Below are 19,121 nucleotides of genomic sequence, written 5' to 3'. Positions count from 1 at the left end.
CCCCGCACCGAGGGTGTCGTCCCCCTCCCCCGCAAAGCGGGTAGAGAGGGGGAAGGCGCGAAGCGCCTCAGGGGGTGTCAGTACTTGTCCGGAACGTACATGTGCTGGGGAACGGGGTTGCGTGTGTATTCGGGATTGCGCGTGCGCTCTGGCAGCACGATGGCCGGGTGCTCTATCTCTTCATAGGGCAGCTGCGTCAGCAGGTGGGAGATGCAGTTGAGCCGGGCCTTCTTCTTGTCCACGGCCTGCACCAGCCACCAGGGCGCCTCGGCGATGTGGGTGCGCTCCAGCATGGCTTCCTTGGCCTTGGTGTAGTCCTCCCAGCGGCGGCGGCTCTCGAAGTCCATGGGACTGAGCTTCCACTGCTTGAGCGGGTCGTGCACGCGGCCCAGAAAGCGCAGGTGCTGCTCGTCGTCGGTGATGGAGAACCAGTACTTCACCAGCGTGATGCCCGAGCGCACCAGCATCTTCTCGAACTCGGGCACGGAGCGGAAGAACTCCTCGTACTCCTCGTCGGAGCAAAAGCCCATCACGCGTTCCACGCCCGCGCGGTTGTACCAGCTGCGGTCAAAGAGAACGATCTCGCCACCCGCGGGCAGGTGGGAGACATAGCGCTGGAAATACCATTGCGTGCGCTCGCGGTCGTTGGGCGCGGGCAGGGCGGCCACGCGGCACACGCGCGGGTTCAGGCGCTGGGTGATGCGCTTGATCACGCCACCCTTGCCGGCCGCATCGCGGCCCTCGAAGAGGATGACCACCTTTTTCTTGTGGTGCTGCACCCAGTCCTGCAGTTTGACCAGCTCGCCCTGCAGGCGCAGCAGTTCGCGAAAGTAGGTCTGGCGGCTCACGGAGTCGGCACCGTCCAGATCGTCGCCACCGCTGCCCAGGCGGGCGTCGTCTATCTCCATCTCCAGTTCTTCGTCGTAGCTGTCGAGCAGATCGCGTTCGATGCGCTGCATCAGCGAATCATGGTGGTCGGGCAGAAGTTCGTCGTACATGGTGGGGAATCCGGGCGTCCAGGAGTTGGCGCCTGGGATGGTGGCGTGGATGTGTGACGCGGCTGTGACGGTGCGGCAGGGTGAATACCCTGGCACCGCTCGCCTTCCCGCCGCCTAAAGCCACCCCGCCTTGCGGAACTTGTAGTAGAGCAGGCCGCAAACACCCAGCACGAACAGCAGTGCGGCCGGATAGCCGTATTGCCACTTCAGTTCGGGCATGTTCTCGAAGTTCATTCCCCAGACGCCGAAGAAGGCCGTGCAGATGGCGAAGATACTGGCCCAGGCTGCCAGCCGCTTGGTGACTTCGTTTTCCTCGATGGACACCATGGACAGGTTCACCTGGATGGCCGTGCCCACGGTGTCGCGCATGGTGTCGATCTGGGCGTTGATGCGGCCCAGGTGATCCATCACATCGCGGAAGTAGTCCCTGGAGCCCACGCAGATCTGGGGGACGCGCCCGCCGTTGAGCTTGCCCACGGCTTCCAGCAGGGGGGCCACGGCGTGCTTGAGGTCCATGGCGCGGCCCTTGAGTTCATACAGCTGCTTGATGTTGTCGCGCGCCGCGCCCTTGGTGAAGATCTGCTGCTCGATCTGCTCCAGCTCCACCTCCAGCGCGTCGATGATGGGAAAGTAGCGGTCCACCACCGCATCCATCAGCGCATACAGCACAAAGCCCGAGCCGTGGCGCAGCAGCTCGGGCTCGCTCTCGCAGCGCTCGCGCACGCCCAGGAAACCGCGCTTGCTGCGATTGCGCACCGACAGCACGTAGTTGGAACCCACGAAGACATCGACCTCGCCGTGGTTGAAGTGGCCGGGCCGCTCGGGCTCGGGCTCCAGCAGGTGCATCACGGCAAACAGCGAGCTGCCGTACTCCTCCAGCTTGGGCCGCTGGTGGCCGTGCAGCGCATCTTCCACGGCCAGGGCGTGCAGGCCGAATTCCTGGCGCATCTCCTCCAGCTCGGCCGGCGTGGCGTCCGCCAGCGCCACCCAGACGAAGCAGCCGGGGCGCTCTATGTAGTTGCTGATGTCGGCGACGGGAATGTCCGCCAGCTTGGCCCCGTTTTCGTAGGCGACGCAGTTGATCAGCATGGGAGTTCCCTCGGTAATTCTGGTGCTGGTGATCCTGCCATAACGGGGGAGGGGGAAAAGCCAGAGGCCAAGGTGCCGGCAAAACCGCCAGCAGCTCAGGTTTGCGCATCTGGTAACAATACGTGTATAACCTGTCACGACACTGCTGGGCGCCGCCCAGCGCTTGCGATCCAAGGACTTCGATGATCTTTCGCCAGTGGGGAATTGCGTTGGGTGCGTTGGGCCTGTCGGCCTTGAGCGGTGTATCTGCAGCCGGTGTGCTGGACAAGGTCCAGGCCGGTGGCGCGCTGGTGATTGCGCACCGGGAATCGTCGGTCCCCTTCTCCTACATCGACACGCGCAGCGGCAAGCCCGTCGGTTACGCGCTGGATCTGTGCCTTCGCCTGGCTGAGGCGGTGCGCAAGCAGACAGGCAGGAAGGACATGAAGGTGGAGTTCCTGATGGTCACGCCCGCCAATCGCATGGCCGCGATTGAGCAGGGCAAGGCCGATATGGAGTGCGGTTCGACCACGAACAACGCGCAGCGGCGCCAGACCGTGGCGTTCACGGTACCCCATTTCATCACCGGCGCCCGGATGCTCGTGAAGGCCGAAAGCACCGTCAACGCGATGGAGGATCTCAAGGGCAAAAAGCTGGTTTCCACCAAGGGCACCAGCCCGATGGCCCTGGTGACGCAGGCCAACAGGCAGCGCCTCATGGGCATCACCATTGTGGAGGCCCCCGATCACGCGAGGGCCCTGGAGATGGTGGAGAAGGGCGAAGCCGACGCGTTCGTGATGGATGACGTGCTTCTCAACGGGCTGGCCGCTGCACGGCCCGATCCACGCGCCCTGAAGGTGGTGGGCAAGTTCCTGTCCACCGAACCCCTGGCGATCATGCTGCCGAAGGCCGATACCGCGTTCAAGAAACTGGTCGATGAAGAGATGAAGCGGATCATCACCAGCCGCGAAATCCACCCCATCTACGAGAAGTGGTTCCTGCAGCCGATTCCACCCAGCTCCACGAATCTGAACCTGCCGATCAGCTACCTGCTGCGCGACTTCTGGAAGTACCCCACGGCGGACATTCTGCTGTAGGCCTGTCTGTGCAGCCGCAGCGCCGCATCGGTCAAGCCGCCAGCGCTTGCTCCCTTGGGCGGGCGGCTGGGGCGCCACCTGCCCCCGTCCCCGCCAGCTCCCCCAGCCCGAAATGCCCGCGCAGCGTGCGGCTTTCGTATTCCTCGCGGAACAGGCCGCGCTTGCGCAGGATCGGCACGACTTCGCTGGTGAACAGTTCGAACTGCTGGTTGAGTATGGGCGGCATGACGTTGAAGCCGTCGGCTGCGCCGTGCTTGAACCAGTCTTCGATGATGTCGGCCACCTGTTCGGGCGTGCCGGCCACGGCCAGGTGGCCGCGGGCGCCGGCCAGGCGCTTGAGCAGGCCGCGCAGGGTGAGGCCGTCGCGCAGGCTGGTTTCCACGTAGCCCACGGCGCGGCTGCGCGAGGCTTCGACTTTGTCGGGATCGGGGAAGTCGTCGCGCGTGAGCAGGCGGTCCAGCGGCACGGCCGAGAAGTCGTGGCCGCCAAAGCGTGCGGACAGGCGGGCCAGGCCGACCTCGATGCTGGTCAGGCTGTCGAGCTCTTCCCAGACCTGGCGCGCCTCGTATTCGGTGGAGCCGATGGCGGCGCTGATGCCGGGCAGGATCACGATGTCCTGCGGGCGGCGGCCCAGCTGCTGCGCCTGTCCCTTGATGTCGGCATAGAAGGCCTGGGCCGATTCCCGCGCGCCGTGGGCCGTGAAGATGGCCTCGGCCCATTGCGCGGCAAAGGCGCGGCCCGATTCGGACTGGCCGGCCTGCACGAAGACGGGCCGGCCCTGCGGGCTGCCGGGCACGTTGAGCGGGCCGCGCGTGCGTATGTATTTGCCCTCGAAGTGGATGGGCTGGATCTGCGATGCGTCGAGGAACTGGCCGGCCGCCGTGTCGTCCAGCAGGGCGCTGGCCGGAAAGCTGCGCCACAGCGCATCGACGGCGGACACGAATTCCTCGGCGATGCGGTAGCGGTCGCCGTGGTCCACGTTGTCGGCCAGTCCGAAGTTCAGGCCCGCGTTGGGCGCCCAGGAAGTGACGATGTTCCAGCCCGCCCGCCCCTTGGACAGATGGTCCAGCGAGGCGAACTGGCGCGCCAGCGTGTAGGCATGGCTGTAGGTGGTGGAGGCGGTGCCGATCAGGCCGATGCGCTCGGTGCGCAGCGCCAGTGCCGTCAGCAGCACCAGCGGGTCCAGCAGGCCCGAGGTGATCTGCTGGCCGTTCTCGGGCCCGACCAGGCTGTCGGCCAGGAAGACGGCGTCGAATTTGGCGGCCTCAGCGATGCGTGCGGCATCGACGTACAACTCCAGGTCGGTGAGCGCCTTGCGGTTGGCGCCGGGATGGCGCCAGGCGCCTTCATGGTGGCCGCGCGTCATGAGGAACAGGTTCAGGTGCAGTTGCCGAGACATGGGAGCAGTCCTTTGTTGTGTGGGTTGTTTCGCGGGCGGGGCCGGCGTCAGGCGATCTCTGTCTCGACGCCCAGGCTGCGCAGCAAGGTGGCGCGCAGCTGCATGAAGGCAGGATGGTCGGGGCGGCGGGGATGGGGCAGGTCCACGGCGTGGTCCTCGGCGATGCGGCCGTCCCTGAGCACCAGGATGCGGTCGGCCAGCAGCAGGGATTCGTCCACGTCGTGCGTGACGAGGATGACCGTGGGCCGTATGCGCTCGACCAGGCGCAGCAGCAGGCCGTGCATGCGCATGCGCGTGAGCGCGTCCAGCGCGCCGAAGGGCTCGTCGGCCAGCAGCACGTGCGGGTCGCGCAGCAGGCTGCGGGCCAGCGATGCACGCTGCTTCTGGCCGCCCGACAGCGTGGCGGGCCAGGCGCCGGCCTTGTCCTGCAGGCCCACGTCGTGCAGGATTTGCCGTGCTGCGGGCAGCACGGCGCGCGCGTCCAGACCCAGCGTGAGGTTGTCCAGCACCGACAGCCAGGGCAGCAGACGCGCGTCCTGGAACAGCACGGAGACGTTGCCCTGCGCACTGGCCGCGCCGCTGGACTGCGCATGCCCGTCCAGCCCGGCGAGCGCGCGCAGCAAGGTGGTCTTGCCCGAGCCGGACTCGCCCAGCAGGGCCACGAACTGGCCCGGGGCAATGTCCAGGTCGATGGCGTCCAGCACGTTCCTGCCGCCAAAGCTGCGCGTGAAGCGCTGCAGCCGCACGGCGCCCGGGGTGGGGTGATGGCTCATGATCCCAGCGACCTCCGGTAGGACAGCACATGCGCCTCGATGCGGCGCACCACGGCGTCGGACAGCAGGCCCAGCAGGGCGTAGATGAGGATGCCCACCACGATCACATCGGTCTGCCCCCAGTCGCGGGCGCGGTTCATGAGGTAGCCGATGCCGGTCTGCGTGTTGATCAGCTCCAGCACCACCAGCGCCGTCCAGCACAGCGACACGGCAATGCGCAGGCCCACGAAGAAGCCCGGCAGTGCACCCGGCAGCGCCACCTTGCGGATGAATTCGGCGCGCGACAGGCCCAGGGTCTGGGCCAGCTCCACATGGCCGATATCGATGCCGCGCAGGGCCGCGTGGGTGTTGATGTAGACGGGCACCAGCACGGCCGTGAAGATCAGAAAGATCTTCATGGACTCGCCAATGCCCAGCCAGATGATGGCCAGGGGAATCAGCGCCAGCGTGGGCACGGCGCGCTTGATCTGCACCAGGCCGTCGAGCAGGGCCTCGCCCGTGCGCGTCAGGCCCGAGGCCAGGGCCAGCAGCACGCCAGCCACCACGCCCAGCAGCAACCCGCTGTAGGCACGGCCTGCCGATGCCAGCAGGTGGGGCAGCAGGCTGCCGTCGGCCACCATGCCGTAGCCGGCGACCAGGGCCTGCGAGGGCGCGGTCAGCGTCTCGGGCGACAGCCAGCCCAGGCGCGAGGCCGCCTCCCACAGCACCAGCAGCAGGCCGGGGCCCACCAGCAGCGCGCCCTGCGACAGGCGCGCGGGCACCAGTTGCACGGCGGCCCGGATGGCGGGCTCGGATTGAGCGGCGGCTGCGGTGGCCGGTGCCAGACCGGCCGTGTTGATGTCCAGTTGCGCTTGCGTCATCGTGTGTTTTCTGGCCGGTTCATCGGTTGGCCACGATCACGCGGTCGTAGGTGGTCACGAAGGAGCCGGCCGCATCCAGCCGCTGCGGCAGGCTGCCGGCGGCGTGCAGGATGTCGATCAGCTTCTGGTGGTGGGGTTGCGCCTCGGCGGCAGTCTGGAACAGCAGGTCGGACTGCGATGCCAGGATGGCCGCCGTGCTCTCCGCATCGATGCGCTGGAACTGCGTGTAGTAGTGGCGGCCCCATTCCTGCTCGTGGCCATTGCTCCACTTGCCTGCGCGCACGAAGGCGCCCAGGAAATCGACGATGGCCTGGGACTTGGCCGGGTCGGCCAGCACGTCGGGCCGTGCGTAGATGTACGAGGTGGCGGGCAGCAGCGCGCGCTCCTGCGGATCGGGCACGGGCCGCGCGCCGATCTGCTTACCCAGGCGCGTGACATGGGGCTCCATGAGCACGGCCACGTCCACCGCCTTGGCGCGCAGCGCGTCGTTGAGTTCGGCCACGCGCAGGTTGACCAGCTTCACGTCGGCCAGTGTCAGGCCCGCGCGTGTCAATGCCTCGATCAGGAAGACCTGGCGGCCCGAGCCTTCCACATAGCTCAGGCGCTTGCCGCGCAGGTCGGCCAGGCGCTCTATGCCTGCATCGGCACGCTGCACCAGCCGGTACTGGGCGCGCTCGCGCGTGAAGGTGGCGATGATGGGCAGCTGCACACCGGCGGCACGTGCCTGGATGGGCGGCGTGTCGCCCACATAGGCAATGTCCAGCGCGCCTGCGCGTATGGCCTCGAAGATGGCCGGGCCGCCCGCGAAGTTGGGCAGCTCCAGCTGAAAGCCCAGGCGCTTGCGCTCACCGCTGGCATCCAGCAGGTGGCGCAGCAGCTCGCTCTGGTCGGCGACGACCAATCGGGTCCGGGGATCCGCCGCAGCCCGCGCGGCGGTGGTGGAAGCCAGGGCGGCAGCGGCCAGCAGAGAAGGGCCGGCCAGCAGGAAACGACGCTTGTTCACGCGCTCCATCCTCAAAAGATTGCAATGGGATGGATGCTAGTTAGCGTGCTTCAGTTGTGAAAATACCGATTCCGTATTTGCAAACGCGCGCCACGCACATGGGCGTGGCGCGGGGGGAGGTTCAGCCGAACACCGGGCGCATGAAGCTGCGCTCGTAGCTGAGGATGCAGCGCGTGTCCTCCGCGTAGCGGAAGGCGGCCTGGCACTCGGGGTCCTGCATGGACTTGATGCGGTACTCCTCGTACAGCGCCATGCTGGGGAAGCTGAACATGGCCAGCGCCACATTGTTGGCGCCTTCGGACGGCAGGAAGTAGCCGTGGTGCTTGCCGCCGAATTTCTCGACCAGAGGAATCCAGGTCTTGCCGTACTCCTCGAATTCCTTGGCCTTGAACGGGTCGATGATGTAGCGCAGGTAGCAGGTGATCATGTCTGAAAAGAGAAGGGAAGCGAAGCCTAGAGTTTGAACGATGCCGTCAGGCGGGAGAGCTTCTCCGACTCCTGCTGCAGCACCTGCGTGGCGGCCGAGGACTGTTCCACCAGTGCGGCGTTCTGCTGGGTCACGCGGTCCATGTCGGTCACGGCATGGCCCACCTGCTCGATGCCGCTGCTTTGCTCGCGGCTGGCCGAGGCGATCTCGGTCACGATGCCTGTGATATTGCGCACCGTGGTGACCACTTCGCGCATGGTCTGCCCGGCCTGGTCCACCAGGGTGGCGCCGGCATCCACACGCTCCACCGAGGCCTGGATCAGCGTCTTGATCTCGCGCGCGGCCGAGGCGCTGCGCTGCGCCAGGGTGCGCACCTCGCCCGCCACGACCGCGAAGCCGCGCCCCTGGTCGCCAGCACGGGCAGCCTCCACAGCCGCGTTCAGCGCGAGGATGTTGGTCTGGAAGGCGATGCCGTCGATCACGCCGATGATGTCCACCACGCGGCGCGACGAGGTATTGATCTCGCCCATCGTGCTCACCACCTGGTCCACCACGGTGCCGCCGCGCTCGGCCACCGCGCAGGCGCCCGAGGCGATCTGGCTTGCCTGCTGCGCGTTTTCCGCGTTCTGGTGCACGGTGGCGGTCAACTGCTCCATAGACGCCGCCGTTTCCTCCAGCGAGCTGGCCTGCTGCTCCGTGCGCTGCGACAGGTCCAGGCTACCCGTGGCGATCTCGCCGGCCGAGCGGTGGATGATGCCCGCCGTGTCATGGATGCGCGTCACCAGTTGGCGCAGCTGCTCGCTCATGCGCTGCACCGCCGCGATCACGCTGCCTTCCGGTGCGTGCGATGTCCCCTCCCGCCCGGTTTGCGACAGATCCCCGGCGGCGATGCGGTTGGCGATCGCTGCCGCCACGGCCGGCTCTCCGCCGATGGCATGGAGCACGCTGCGCGTGGCCATCCAGGCGATCAACGACAGCAGTGCGCCCAGCACCGCCAGCGCCGCCACCGACTTGATGATGGTGGCGATGAAGGCCTGCTGGATGTCGTCCACATAGTCACCCGCGATCAGGTCCCAGTTCCAGGAGGTGGATCGCTTGGCATAGGCCAGCTTCTCGCTGGGCTCCTTCGCGCCGGGACGGGGCCACCAGTAGGTGAGATAGCCGTTGCCCTGGGCAGAAGCGCCCACGGCGGCAATGCTGCGGTAGAGGTAGCTGCCCTTGGCGTCCTGGAAGCCGGCCATGTTCTTGCCGTTGATGCCCGGGCTTGCGGGGTTGTTCAGCACCACGGAATCCGTCGTGATGCTGGTGATGTAGCCCGCACCACCGGCATAGCGCAGCTGCCCCACGCGGGCAATGGCCGTGGCCTTGGCGTCTTCTTCAGGCAGCTTGCCGGCCTTGGCCTCTGCCGCAATGGCAGCAATCAGGCTGTCTGCCGAATCGACAAAGTCCCGCAGCGCCTGCTGCCGGGCCTCATAGGCCTTGCTTCGTGCCTGGTAGGCGTTGAACAGGGTCAGCGCAAGCAGCGCCAGCAGGCAGAAAACCAGCGGAGCCAGCAGTTTCTGGCGAAGGGACAGGGCAGGCATGGAAGCGGGTTCGAAGAAGAGGCAGGGACGCCGTGAATGCTACAGAAACTTCTTCTTTGGTTTCATGTGTTTACAAATTTTTCCGCGCTCGCACAGTGCCGGCGCGGTCCCGTTTCTGCGGGACCTGTCCTGCCGCTGCCAACCACGGCACCAGCGCGTGCACCGCGCCGCCAGGTTTCCGGTCCTGCCATCACAAGGGAGAATCAACCCATGCAAGAAACTCCGCCCCCCGCCGCCCAGCCCCGCAATCCGCTGCACGGCGTCACGCTCGAAGCCATCGTCCGTGCCCTGGAGGCCCGCTATGGCTGGCCTGCCCTGGCACGGCAGGTTCCGGTGCGCTGCTTCACGCTGGACCCCAGCGTCAGCTCCAGCCTCAAATTCCTGCGCAAGACGCCCTGGGCGCGCGAGAAGGTGGAAGCGCTCTATCTGGACATGCTGCGCAAGGACAGGCGCAGCCCCGCTTCCACAGACTGAAGGCGCAAGCCGGATGCCACCGGACAAGATGTCCAGTGCGCAGGCACAGGCTGTGCCTATCATCGGCACCGTCTTCGATCCCGCAACCCTTTCAGACACCACCATGACCCAGAGCCAGAACCCTGTCGCCGTGATTGCCTCCGCCATGAAGACGCACGGCATCGTGCCTGCGGATTTCGACATCGCCTCCATCGAGGACGAGTACGCCTTGATGGCGGCACTGCGCCAGCACACCAAGGCCGCCCAGGTCAAATTGTTCGATGGCGGCATTGGCGAAGACAACGAGGCCGACGAAGACTACGTGGCCCTGCTCAAGCGCTTCGCCAAGGCTTGCGGTGGCGCCATCGGCTATGAGGGCATCGAATCCGGCATGGAGGGCGACACCGTCACGCTGCGCTTCCAATCGGGCGGCCAGGAACACAGCTGGTCCTTCGAGCAGGACGGTGACCGCGTCAGCGAGGAGTTCCTGGACTTCATCATTGACCACTCCAAGTCCTGCACGGCGGGGGAGTTCATCAATCTGCTGGACGAGAACTCGCTGCTGACAGGCTTTGTGCCCAAGGACATCTCCAGGCTGCTGTACGAGCACGACATCGTTTACTGAGTGCGGATGGCGGTGGCGGCACGCCCGCCGCGACTTCACATCACGCGCACGCCCAGCCCGCCCACCAGCTCGGCAGCCTGCTCATGCGAGATCAGGCTGCCCTTGAAATGCTGGCTGAGCGAGGCAATCGTCAAGCCGCGCAAGTCCGCCGAGCGCAGGTCCGCGCCATCGAACCGGGCATTCTTGAGATGGGCATCGCGCAGGCTTGCCTTGTGGAAAACGGCATCGCGGAAATCGCAGCCGGCCAGATCGGCATCGCTGAAGTTCAGGCCCTCCAGCGTTTTCTTGCGGAAGGACATGCCGCGCAGATCGGCACCAATCAGCAGGGACTCATGAAAATCAATACCCAGGGTTTGCGCACCGCCAAACCTGGCGCCGGTCAGCTTGACTTCAAGAAAGCGCGCTGAGGCCAGCTTGGCCAATTCCCAGTTGGTGTTGTTCAGGTCGCTCTGGCAAAACAGGGCATCCGTCAGGTTGGCCAGCCGAAAATCGGCGCGGCCCGCCTTGCAATGCAGCCAGCGGGTGCCGGCCAGTTGGCAGCTTTCAAAGCAGGTGTCGGCAAAACTGCACTCCACAAATTGCGCGCCCTGCAAATCGAGTTGATAGAGATTCAATCCATCGAATTCGCATTGCTCGAAACCCAGGCCATGAGAGGCTTCTTGTTTCAATAGCTCCGATAGACTGTCCTGATCAAGAATCTGATTGACGATGGTTTTTGTGGAAGGCGTTTTTTGCATGGTCAATATCAGGCATGGCGTATTTCAGAAAGGCTGGGCAGTGTATGGCCTTGCCGCGCCCAGGTGTGAAATGTCCTTGGGATTTTCCAAGGGCATGCATTGCGCAGTTTGACGGATGAAAAAACCTGTGAGCAAACCGGTTGCGGGCTGCTTCCGGTGCCGGTTCCGCCCTCCAGGAAGGGCGGAACCGGCGTGCCCGCGTCACCCGTGGCTGCGTACCGGGGGCTTGCTGACCAGGTCGCGGCTTGGCGGACATGCATCTGTCGAAAAACCCTTACAGGAAGATGCTATTTGATATTACAAAATGTGTCTCTCGTGGCGAGGGTGCCAGTAAATAATCTGCAGAAAACATGGTTGGCACGCCAGCTGTATTTTCACCAATGCAGTTCTCTGGCAGCCTCAACGAATAATTTATTTGAAATCCAGCACATATCTATGACCGGAATTATCCAGCAAACACTCCAAAATGATATTGATGCCTTGATCCATGATTGGATGGCCCAGGCCAGCGTGGGTGATTCCACGCCCGGGAAGAATGCTGAAAAAGATGCGCGCGGGATTATCAACGCCATTGTGGGCGCCTTCGCTTCCGGCGCCGATCCGCAAAGGTTTTCGGACGAGGGCTGGAATCCCGCGCGGCGCCTGCTGGCCGAGCTGTCCCGCACCCGCGCCGCCCAGGGCCAGCGTGCCGGTGAAACCAGCCAGTTCATCCTGTCGCTGAAAAAGCCGCTGTTCGCACACATCCAGCGCGGGCTGTCGGGCGATCCTGCTGCGGCCATCCAGGAAATCTGGAGGGCCACCGTGCTGGTGGACAACATGGCCCAGCACACGGTCAGCAGCTTCCAGCAGGCACGCGAGGAGATCATCATCCGCCAGCAGGAAGAGCTGCTGGAGCTGTCCACCCCCGTCGTCAAGCTGTGGGAGGGGGTGCTGGCCATTCCGCTGATCGGCACGCTGGACAGCAACCGCACCCAGGTGGTGATGGAGTCCTTGCTGCAAAGCCTGGTGTCGACCGAGTCGGAGCTGGCCATCATCGACATCACCGGCGTGCCCACGGTGGACACGCTGGTGGCCCAGCACCTGCTGCGCACCGTGACGGCCATTCGCCTGATGGGCGCGGAATGCATCATCAGCGGCATCCGGCCCCAGATTGCCCAGACCATCGTGCACCTGGGCATCGACATGCGCGACATCACCACCAAGGCCACACTGGCCGAGGCGCTCAAGCTGGCCATGGGCAAGACCGGCTGGCGCATCACCCGCCAGACACAGGAGTGAGCCATCCATGGACCGCATTCCAATCCTGCGCATGGGCGATGTGCTGCTGGTTTCCATCCAGATCGACATGCAGGACCAGACGGCGCTGGCGCTCCAGGACGACCTGGCCGAGCGCATCGCGAGCACGGGCGCCAGCGGCGTCATGATCGATATCTCGGCGCTGGAGGTGGTGGACTCCTTCGTCGGGCGCATGCTGGTGACCATCTCGGGCATTGCCCGCATCCTGTCTGCCGCCACCGTCGTGGTGGGCATGCAGCCTGCCGTTGCAATCACCCTGGTGGAGTTGGGCCTGTCCCTTGGTGGGGTCAGGACGGCGATGACCGTCGAGAGGGGAATGGCCCTTTTGCGGGCCCAGCAGTCGGGAGCCACCCTTGGAACATGATCGCAGCGGCCAAATGCCGTTACAAAACGAGCAGCAGATTGTTGCCACGCGCCAAACGGTGCGCTCGCTTTGCCAGATGCTGAAGTTCTCGCTGGTCGATCAGACAAAGATGATTACCGCTGCAAGCGAGCTGTCCCGCAATACGCTGATTCATGGAAAAGGTGGCCACATGAACTGGGCCATCATCGAAGTCAATGGAAAACAGGCCTTGCAATTGATTTTTGAAGACACAGGGCCTGGAATCAAGGATCTGAAAATGGCCATGACCGATGGTTTCACCACCGGCATGGGAATGGGCCTGGGCCTGCCGGGAAGCAAGCGGCTGGTGAATGATTTCAAGATAGAAACCGAGCTGGGCCAGGGCACACGAGTGAGTATCACCAAGTGGAAGTAATCCGGGGCTGGACCCATCGTTCATTTCCAATAGGCGATGCGAGCCGTGTGGGCGAGGTCAGGCGCCATGTGGTTGCACTGGCCTCCGACATGGGCTGGGGCGACGAGGACATGGGCCGTTCGGGGCTGGTGGCGACCGAGCTGGCCACCAACCTGGTGCGGCATGCCCGGGACGCTGAAATCTGGATAGCCGCGCGGCCGCCCCTGCATGACATCGAAATCATCTGTGTCGACCGCGGCCCGGGCATCGAGGACATCGCCACCGCCATGCAGGACGGGGTGAGCACCGGCTCGGGCTCGCCGGGCACGGGCCTGGGGGCCATCTCCAGGGTAGCCGACGACTTCTTTGTCGTCTCCGAAGCCACCGGCACGGTGAGCCTGGCGCGGCTGCGCGAAGGCCGCAGGGCGCCGTCGGCACTGTCGCTGCGCATGGGCGCCGTTTGCCTGGCCGTTGCGCCCGAGACCATCAGCGGCGACGCCTGGGCGGTCAGGTCGGGCGCGGGGCTGGCCGAGGTGCTGGTGGCCGATGGCCTGGGCCATGGACCGCTGGCGGGCGAGGCGGCCCGTGCGGCGGTCGATGTCTTTGCATCGCAGAACGGGAACGTGAACGTGAACGAGAACCGGAACGGCGGTGCCGATGCCGCCATGCCGCTGGACGAGTTCGTGGCCCAGGCCCATGCAGCGCTGCGCGGCACGCGCGGGGCGGCCCTGTTGGCGGTGCGCTTCGGCGCACAGGCCGTGCACAGCTGCGGTGCGGGGAACATCAGTGGCAGGCTTTTCAATGGCGTGGCCAGCCTTTCCCTGAGCAGCCAGCACGGCACGGCAGGTGTACAGATCTCGCGGCCCAGGGTGGCCGACTGCTCCAGCCTTGACCATGGCGTTCTGGTGCTGCACTCCGACGGCGTGTCTGCCCGCTGGAAGCATGAGGACTATGCGGGCCTGCTGGGCAGGGACCCCGGCCTGCTGGCCGCCTGCCTTCTCTGGCACAACACCCGCAGCAGGGATGACGCCACCGTGGTCGTCCTCAAGGCCGAGGAAGAACAATGAACGAAGACGAGCTCAAAGCTGAACTGGAACTGTGCCGCGCCGAGATCAGGTCCTTGCGCGAGGAGCTGGACGAGACCAATCGCGGCGTGGTCGCGCTCTACGGCGAGCTGGATGTGCAGGCCGAGAAGCTGCGCAAGGCCACCGAACTCAAGAGCCACTTCCTCTCCTACATGAGCCATGAGTTCCGCACGCCCATAGGCGCCATCCGCAGCAATGCGCGCCTGCTGCTGGACCATGTGGATGGACCGCTCACCACCGAGCAGACCCGGCAGGTCGGCTTCATCCAGGAAACCGCCGCCGAGTTTTCCGAGATGGTCAACGACCTGCTCGACCTGGCCAAGATCGAGGCGGGCCGCCTGGAAATCTCGCCGGGCTGGTTCGAGATGATGGATTTGTTCGCTGCCTTGCGCGGCATGTTCAAGGCCATGGCGGATAACGTGGAGTTGAGCCTGGTGTTCGAAGAGCCCGGTGATCTGCCGCGCTTCTACACCGACAACCGCAAGCTCTCGCAGATCCTCAGAAACTTCATCTCCAATGCGCTGAAATTCACGCCGCAGGGCGAGATCAAGGTGTCGGCAGAACTGGTGGGGGACATGCTGGTGAAATTCTCGGTGGCGGATACCGGCATAGGCATCGCCTCGGAATTCCACGACGCGATTTTCAATGACTTCACCCAGGTCGATTCACCCATCCAGAAGCGCCTGCGGGGCACGGGCCTGGGCCTGGCCCTGTCCAAGCAGCTGGCGCAGCTTCTGGGGGGCTGGGTGGAAGTGCAAAGCGCCCTGGGCGAAGGCTCGACCTTTTCCGTGATCGTTCCCGCGCATCTTCCGGTCGATACCAAGGATCTGAAGGCCTGATACGGCCAAGCCGGTCTTCATCCCATCAAAAACAACAGGAACATCATGCCCAAGAACACGACTGGAATGATTCTTCCCTCATTCGACCGAAGCCTGCACACCATTCTTGTCGTTGACGACAACCCTGCCACGCGCTACTCCACGGCACGGGTCATCAGGGCGGCGGGATTCCAGACGGTCGAGGCGGAAACCGGGGAAAAGGCCATTGCCCTGTCGGAGACCGGCGTGGCAGCCGTGGTGCTGGATGTGCACTTGCCCGATATCTCGGGCTTCGACGTATGCCGCACCATCCGCGGTGCGCGGCACACCAGCCTGATTCCCGTGGTGCACCTGTCGGCCGAGTATGTGAAAAGCAATCACCAGGTGGCGGGCCTCAACGCAGGGGCTGACGCCTACATGGTGCACCCCGTGGAGCCGCAGCTGCTGATTGCCACGCTGCATGCCCTGATCCGCGCACGCCTGGCGGAAGACGGGCTGCGCCGCAGCGAGTCACGCTTTCGCGCCATCTATGACCAGGCGCCGGCGGCCATGATGCTGGTCAGCGCCGGCGGCCTGATCAGCGATGCCAACTCCCAGGCGCAGGCACTGCTGCAGCGCGGCATTGACGACCTGGCGGGCAAGCCGCTGATCGGCTTTGTTCCGCAGGCCGTTCGGGAAAAAGCTGCGCAGCAATTGGCCGAAGACCCCGAAAAGTCCTGGCGCGGCGAGTTCCCCATCCTCCCGGCAGACGGGCAGGAGCGCCTGATCTCCTGGAAGTTCTCCGATCCCATCGAGCCCGGCATCCGCCTGGCCGTGGCCCAGGACCTGACGGAGTCGCTGGAGTTCGAGAGGCAGCGCCAGCAGATGCTGGAGCAGGAGCAGGCGGCGCGCGTGGCCGCAGAGCGCATCAGCCGCACCAAGGATGATTTTGTCGCCGTGCTCTCGCATGAACTGCGCACGCCGCTGTCCCTGCTCAACGGGGGCACGCATTTGCTCAAGCGCGCCAACCTCAGCGAGGCCATGCTCAAGAAGGGCATAGATGCCATCGAGAAAGGCGTGAAGGCGCAAAGCCGCATCATTGCGGACATTCTGGATATCTCGCGCCTGACGACGGGAAAACTCAATCTGCACCGCGAGGAGGTCAATGTCTGCTCATTGGCCGTGCAAAGCCTGGAGCCGTTGCGCGACAACGCCGCCGACAAGAACATCACCCTGCAGTTCGAGGCGCCGTCCGATGAAATCATGGCGTGGATCGATGTCACGCGATTCCAGCAAATCCTGTGGAACCTGGTCTCCAACGCCATCAAGTTCTCCAATGCGCGCAGCGTGGTGAAGGTGGGCCTTGAAATCAGTGACGAAAGCCTGGTGATGAGCGTGGCGGACGAGGGCGTGGGCATCGCGCCTGAATTCCTTCCCCATGTCTTCGAGCGCTTCTCGCAGGCCTCCGCCCCCGCCACCCGTGGCCATTCCGGCCTGGGATTGGGGCTGTCCATCGTCAAGCACCTGGTGGAGCTGCATGGGGGCACCGTGCGCGCCCACAGCGAAGGCGTGGGCCGTGGCGTCACCATGCGGGTGGAGATTCCGCTGCACGAGGCAAGCGCCTCCCAGGCCGACCCGATGAATGTGCATCTTGAAAATGGCGAATCCCTGGAAGGCAAGGACATCGTCATCGTTGAAGACAATGCGGACACCAGCGAAATGCTGAAAGTGGTGCTGACCGACCAGGGCGCCACCGTCAGGAGTGCCGAGAACTTCGACCAGGCCATGGCCCTGGTCCAGGCGCAGTGGCCCAGCCTCATCGTCAGCGACATAGGGCTGCCGGGAAAGGACGGGTTCCAGCTGGTCAAGGCCCTGCGCGAAGCGGAGGCCGCGCACTTTGGCGGAACAAGACAGGTGAAGATCGTGGCGCTCAGCGCCTTTGCCCGGGAGCAGGACCGCACCCAGGCGCTGCAGGCAGGCTTTGACCACTATCTGGAAAAGCCGCTGCAGCCGCACCTCCTCATCCGGGTGCTGCTGGAGCAGGGCTGATCGTCTGGCCCAGCGCCTGGGCCAGGAACTCGGCCGTGACGCGCACCCGGGCCGTGCGCTGCAGGTCGGGGTGCATGACCTGCCAGACCTCGTAGTCGTCCGAGCGCTGGCGCTGGGGCCAGATGCGCAGCAGGCCTTCGCGCTCGCCCATGCTCACGGGCATTTCGCCCAGGCCGATGCCGGCCGCCACGGCCTTGCGCACCAGCAGGCTGGAGTTGGCGGCCATGGCAATCCGGGCCTGGCGCGCGGGCACATCGACCATGGTGGGAACGGGCCGCTGTTCCAGAAAGGGGCCATAGACCACGAGGTGGTGGCCGCGCAACTCGTCCTCTGCCGACGGCTGGCCAAAGCGCGCCACGTAGGCGGCGCTCGCAAACAGTCCCACGGGCCAGGCGACCACGCGGCGCACCACCAGCTCGGGTGCCTCGGGGCGAACGTTGCGAAACGCGATATCGGCCTGGCGGCGGCCCAGGTTCAGCATGTGCGTGGACACCTCCAGATCCACGCGGATGCCGGGCCAGCGCTGCTGCAGGCGCTCTATGGCGGGCAGCAGGAATTCGGTGGCGATCGAGTCGGTGCTGGTCACGCGCACCAGGCCGGCCGGGCTGTCGTCCAGCCCCTCGATGCGCGTGCGCAGGTCCAGCGCCGCGCCTTCCATGCGCCGCGCGGCGCCCAGCGCGGCCTCGCCAGCGGCGGTGAGCAGGTAGCCATCCCTGGCGCGCAAAAACAGCTTGCTGCCCAGCTCGGCCTCCAGCGCGTTCAGGCGCCGGCCCACGGTGGCCTGGTCCACACCCAGGCTGCGCGCGGCGGCGCGCAGGGAGGGCGTGCGCGTCAGCGCGAGGAAGATGCGGGTGTCATCCCAGTTCATGGCGGTTTTTGTGATGCAGATTTGCAGCACTGTAGAGCGAAATCGCTGCGTTTGAGCGGCTTGGAGCAGTCGTAAGCTTTGGGTATCGGACCTTCAACCCTTTTTTGAATACTCATTGCGCAATGAAAGACAGCACAAGCATGCAAGCCATTGTTTTCGACGACTTCGGCGGCCCCGAAGTGCTCGTGGCCCGCGACGTGGCCCGGCCCGAAGTCCGGCCCCATGACCTTCTGGTGCGCAACGCCGCGATTGGCGTGAACCGTGCCGATGTATCCCACCGCAAGGGCGCCTATGGCCGCGCCCACTTTGGCGAATCCGACCTCATGGGCCTGGAGATCGCCGGCACCGTGGTGGAGGTGGGCGCGCAGGTGCAGGGCTTTGCCGTGGGCGACCGCGTCATGGGCATCGTGGGCGGCGGCGCCTATGCCGAGCTGTCGCGCATCGACTACCGCATGGCCATGCATGTGCCCGAGAGCCTGTCCCTGACCGACGCCGGCGCGGTGGCCGAAGTCTTCGTCACCGCGCATGAGGCGCTGTTCCACCTGGCCAGCCTGCAGCCGGGCGAATCGGTGCTGATCCACGCGGCGGGCAGCGGCGTGGGCTCGGCGGCCGTGCAGCTGGCGCATGCGGCCGGCGCGCGCGTGTTTGCCACGGCCAGCGGCGACAAGCGGGACGCCGTCACGGGCCTTGGCGCCGACGTGTTCATCGACTACCGCAGCGAAGACTTCCAGGCCGTGGTGGCCGACAGGACGGGCGGCAAGGGCGTGGATGTGGTGGTCGATTTCATTGGCGCCCCCTACCTGGAGCGCAATATGCGCTCGCTGGGCATGGGCGGGCGCATGGTCTGCGTGGGCCTGCTGGGCGGCGCGCTGGCGGCGGCCGTGCCCATGGATGTGCTGCTGTACAAGCACCTGCGGATCTTCGGGACGGTGATGAAGTCGCGCCCGCCCGAAGTCAAGCAGGCCATGGTCCAGCGCTTCGCCCAGCGCTGGCTGCCCGCGCTGGCGGCCGGCACCATCCGCCCGGTGATCGACAGCACCTACCCGCTGGCCGAGGCCGCGCAGGCGCACCGGCGCATGGAATCGGGCCAGAGCGTGGGCAAGCTGCTGCTGATCCCCGAGCAGGCCGGGCAGTAAGGCGCCTGCCCGGGGCACGCACCCCCTGGGCAGGAATCCTCAAGTTCTGCAATATTCCAAGTCTCCGGATGCGCGCAGCCCTGCGCGCATCCAGTCTCTCAACCAGGAGCGATGACCCCGGCCGCCCTCC

At 65.4% G+C, this 19,121-nt stretch carries 20 protein-coding genes; 10 read left to right on the top strand and 10 right to left on the bottom strand.

Annotated features, from left to right (window positions below; all coding sequences use genetic code 11):
• Positions 1 to 77 precede the first annotated feature (77 nt).
• Positions 78 to 998 carry a polyphosphate kinase 2 gene (gene ppk2 / locus AC57B5_RS09820; protein ID WP_374617573.1) on the bottom strand — a complete coding sequence of 307 codons (921 nt, stop codon included), beginning with the start codon at positions 996 to 998 and terminating at the stop codon, positions 78 to 80.
• Positions 999 to 1,112: 114 nt separating this feature from the next.
• Positions 1,113 to 2,087, bottom strand: a complete 975-nt coding sequence (gene corA / locus AC57B5_RS09815) for a magnesium/cobalt transporter CorA (protein WP_012206223.1) — start codon at positions 2,085 to 2,087, stop codon at positions 1,113 to 1,115.
• A 182-nt stretch (positions 2,088 to 2,269) separates the two neighbouring features.
• Here corA and AC57B5_RS09810 point away from each other — a divergent pair, with 182 nt between their 5' ends.
• Positions 2,270 to 3,163: an amino acid ABC transporter substrate-binding protein gene (locus AC57B5_RS09810; protein WP_088164361.1), complete on the top strand. Its 894-nt coding sequence runs from the start codon at positions 2,270 to 2,272 to the stop codon at positions 3,161 to 3,163.
• A gap of 31 nt (positions 3,164 to 3,194) precedes the next feature.
• Here the strand turns inward: AC57B5_RS09810 and AC57B5_RS09805 are convergent, their stop codons facing one another.
• From AC57B5_RS09805 to AC57B5_RS09780, 6 genes are all read right to left on the bottom strand, one after another.
• Complete coding sequence (locus tag AC57B5_RS09805; RefSeq protein ID WP_496399385.1) at positions 3,195 to 4,562, bottom strand: LLM class flavin-dependent oxidoreductase; 1,368 nt, start codon at positions 4,560 to 4,562, stop codon at positions 3,195 to 3,197.
• Positions 4,563 to 4,609: 47 nt separating this feature from the next.
• Positions 4,610 to 5,335, bottom strand: coding sequence for an ABC transporter ATP-binding protein (locus tag AC57B5_RS09800; protein ID WP_496399384.1), 726 nt, complete (start codon positions 5,333 to 5,335; stop codon positions 4,610 to 4,612).
• Positions 5,332 to 6,195, bottom strand: coding sequence for an ABC transporter permease (locus AC57B5_RS09795; RefSeq protein ID WP_496399383.1), 864 nt, complete (start codon positions 6,193 to 6,195; stop codon positions 5,332 to 5,334). The genes AC57B5_RS09800 and AC57B5_RS09795 overlap by 4 nt, the downstream gene beginning before the upstream one ends.
• Positions 6,196 to 6,214: 19 nt before the next feature.
• Complete coding sequence (locus AC57B5_RS09790; RefSeq protein WP_496399382.1) at positions 6,215 to 7,207, bottom strand: ABC transporter substrate-binding protein; 993 nt, start codon at positions 7,205 to 7,207, stop codon at positions 6,215 to 6,217.
• Between the two features lie 112 nt (positions 7,208 to 7,319).
• Complete coding sequence (locus tag AC57B5_RS09785; protein ID WP_012206218.1) at positions 7,320 to 7,625, bottom strand: NIPSNAP family protein; 306 nt, start codon at positions 7,623 to 7,625, stop codon at positions 7,320 to 7,322.
• A 26-nt stretch (positions 7,626 to 7,651) separates the two neighbouring features.
• Positions 7,652 to 9,208, bottom strand: coding sequence for a methyl-accepting chemotaxis protein (locus AC57B5_RS09780; RefSeq protein ID WP_496399381.1), 1,557 nt, complete (start codon positions 9,206 to 9,208; stop codon positions 7,652 to 7,654).
• A gap of 210 nt (positions 9,209 to 9,418) precedes the next feature.
• Here AC57B5_RS09780 and AC57B5_RS09775 point away from each other — a divergent pair, with 210 nt between their 5' ends.
• Together AC57B5_RS09775 and AC57B5_RS09770 are read left to right on the top strand one after the other, a co-directional pair.
• Positions 9,419 to 9,682, top strand: a complete 264-nt coding sequence (locus AC57B5_RS09775) for a VF530 family protein (RefSeq protein ID WP_034395743.1) — start codon at positions 9,419 to 9,421, stop codon at positions 9,680 to 9,682.
• Between the two features lie 103 nt (positions 9,683 to 9,785).
• On the top strand, positions 9,786 to 10,286 hold the full coding sequence (locus AC57B5_RS09770; protein WP_143290011.1) for a hypothetical protein: 501 nt from the start codon (positions 9,786 to 9,788) through the stop codon (positions 10,284 to 10,286).
• A gap of 35 nt (positions 10,287 to 10,321) precedes the next feature.
• Here the strand turns inward: AC57B5_RS09770 and AC57B5_RS09765 are convergent, their stop codons facing one another.
• Positions 10,322 to 11,023 (bottom strand): pentapeptide repeat-containing protein, encoded by a 702-nt coding sequence (locus AC57B5_RS09765; protein WP_496399380.1) that lies wholly within the window; start codon positions 11,021 to 11,023, stop codon positions 10,322 to 10,324.
• A gap of 435 nt (positions 11,024 to 11,458) precedes the next feature.
• On the opposite strand from AC57B5_RS09765, the gene AC57B5_RS09760 reads away from it, so the two are divergent.
• Genes AC57B5_RS09760 through AC57B5_RS09735 form a run of 6 tightly spaced genes read left to right on the top strand, consistent with a single transcriptional unit; the run spans position 11,459 to position 16,987 of the window.
• Positions 11,459 to 12,301, top strand: a complete 843-nt coding sequence (locus tag AC57B5_RS09760; protein WP_496399379.1) for an STAS domain-containing protein — start codon at positions 11,459 to 11,461, stop codon at positions 12,299 to 12,301.
• Between the two features lie 7 nt (positions 12,302 to 12,308).
• Positions 12,309 to 12,683, top strand: coding sequence for an STAS domain-containing protein (locus AC57B5_RS09755; RefSeq protein ID WP_012206213.1), 375 nt, complete (start codon positions 12,309 to 12,311; stop codon positions 12,681 to 12,683).
• Positions 12,673 to 13,077: an anti-sigma regulatory factor gene (locus AC57B5_RS09750; RefSeq protein ID WP_012206212.1), complete on the top strand. Its 405-nt coding sequence runs from the start codon at positions 12,673 to 12,675 to the stop codon at positions 13,075 to 13,077. Before AC57B5_RS09755 ends, AC57B5_RS09750 begins: the two co-directional genes overlap by 11 nt.
• A 47-nt stretch (positions 13,078 to 13,124) precedes the next feature.
• Positions 13,125 to 14,123: an ATP-binding protein gene (locus tag AC57B5_RS09745; protein WP_496399378.1), complete on the top strand. Its 999-nt coding sequence runs from the start codon at positions 13,125 to 13,127 to the stop codon at positions 14,121 to 14,123.
• Positions 14,120 to 14,980, top strand: coding sequence for a sensor histidine kinase (locus AC57B5_RS09740; RefSeq protein ID WP_043821193.1), 861 nt, complete (start codon positions 14,120 to 14,122; stop codon positions 14,978 to 14,980). Before AC57B5_RS09745 ends, AC57B5_RS09740 begins: the two co-directional genes overlap by 4 nt.
• A 45-nt stretch (positions 14,981 to 15,025) precedes the next feature.
• Entirely contained in the window at positions 15,026 to 16,987 is a 1,962-nt protein-coding gene (locus tag AC57B5_RS09735) for a hybrid sensor histidine kinase/response regulator (RefSeq protein WP_496399377.1), read from the top strand.
• Here the strand turns inward: AC57B5_RS09735 and AC57B5_RS09730 are convergent.
• Positions 16,959 to 17,855 (bottom strand): LysR family transcriptional regulator, encoded by an 897-nt coding sequence (locus AC57B5_RS09730; RefSeq protein WP_034398816.1) that lies wholly within the window; start codon positions 17,853 to 17,855, stop codon positions 16,959 to 16,961. The genes AC57B5_RS09735 and AC57B5_RS09730 overlap by 29 nt on opposite strands.
• A 140-nt stretch (positions 17,856 to 17,995) precedes the next feature.
• On the opposite strand from AC57B5_RS09730, the gene AC57B5_RS09725 reads away from it, so the two are divergent.
• On the top strand, positions 17,996 to 18,991 hold the full coding sequence (locus tag AC57B5_RS09725; protein ID WP_097202034.1) for an NAD(P)H-quinone oxidoreductase: 996 nt from the start codon (positions 17,996 to 17,998) through the stop codon (positions 18,989 to 18,991).
• The last annotated feature ends 130 nt before the right edge of the window (positions 18,992 to 19,121 follow it).

This window comes from Delftia sp. BGA-UO-ETr-SB1 (assembly GCF_059567865.1).
This window is presented reverse-complemented; position numbering and strand designations above follow the sequence as displayed.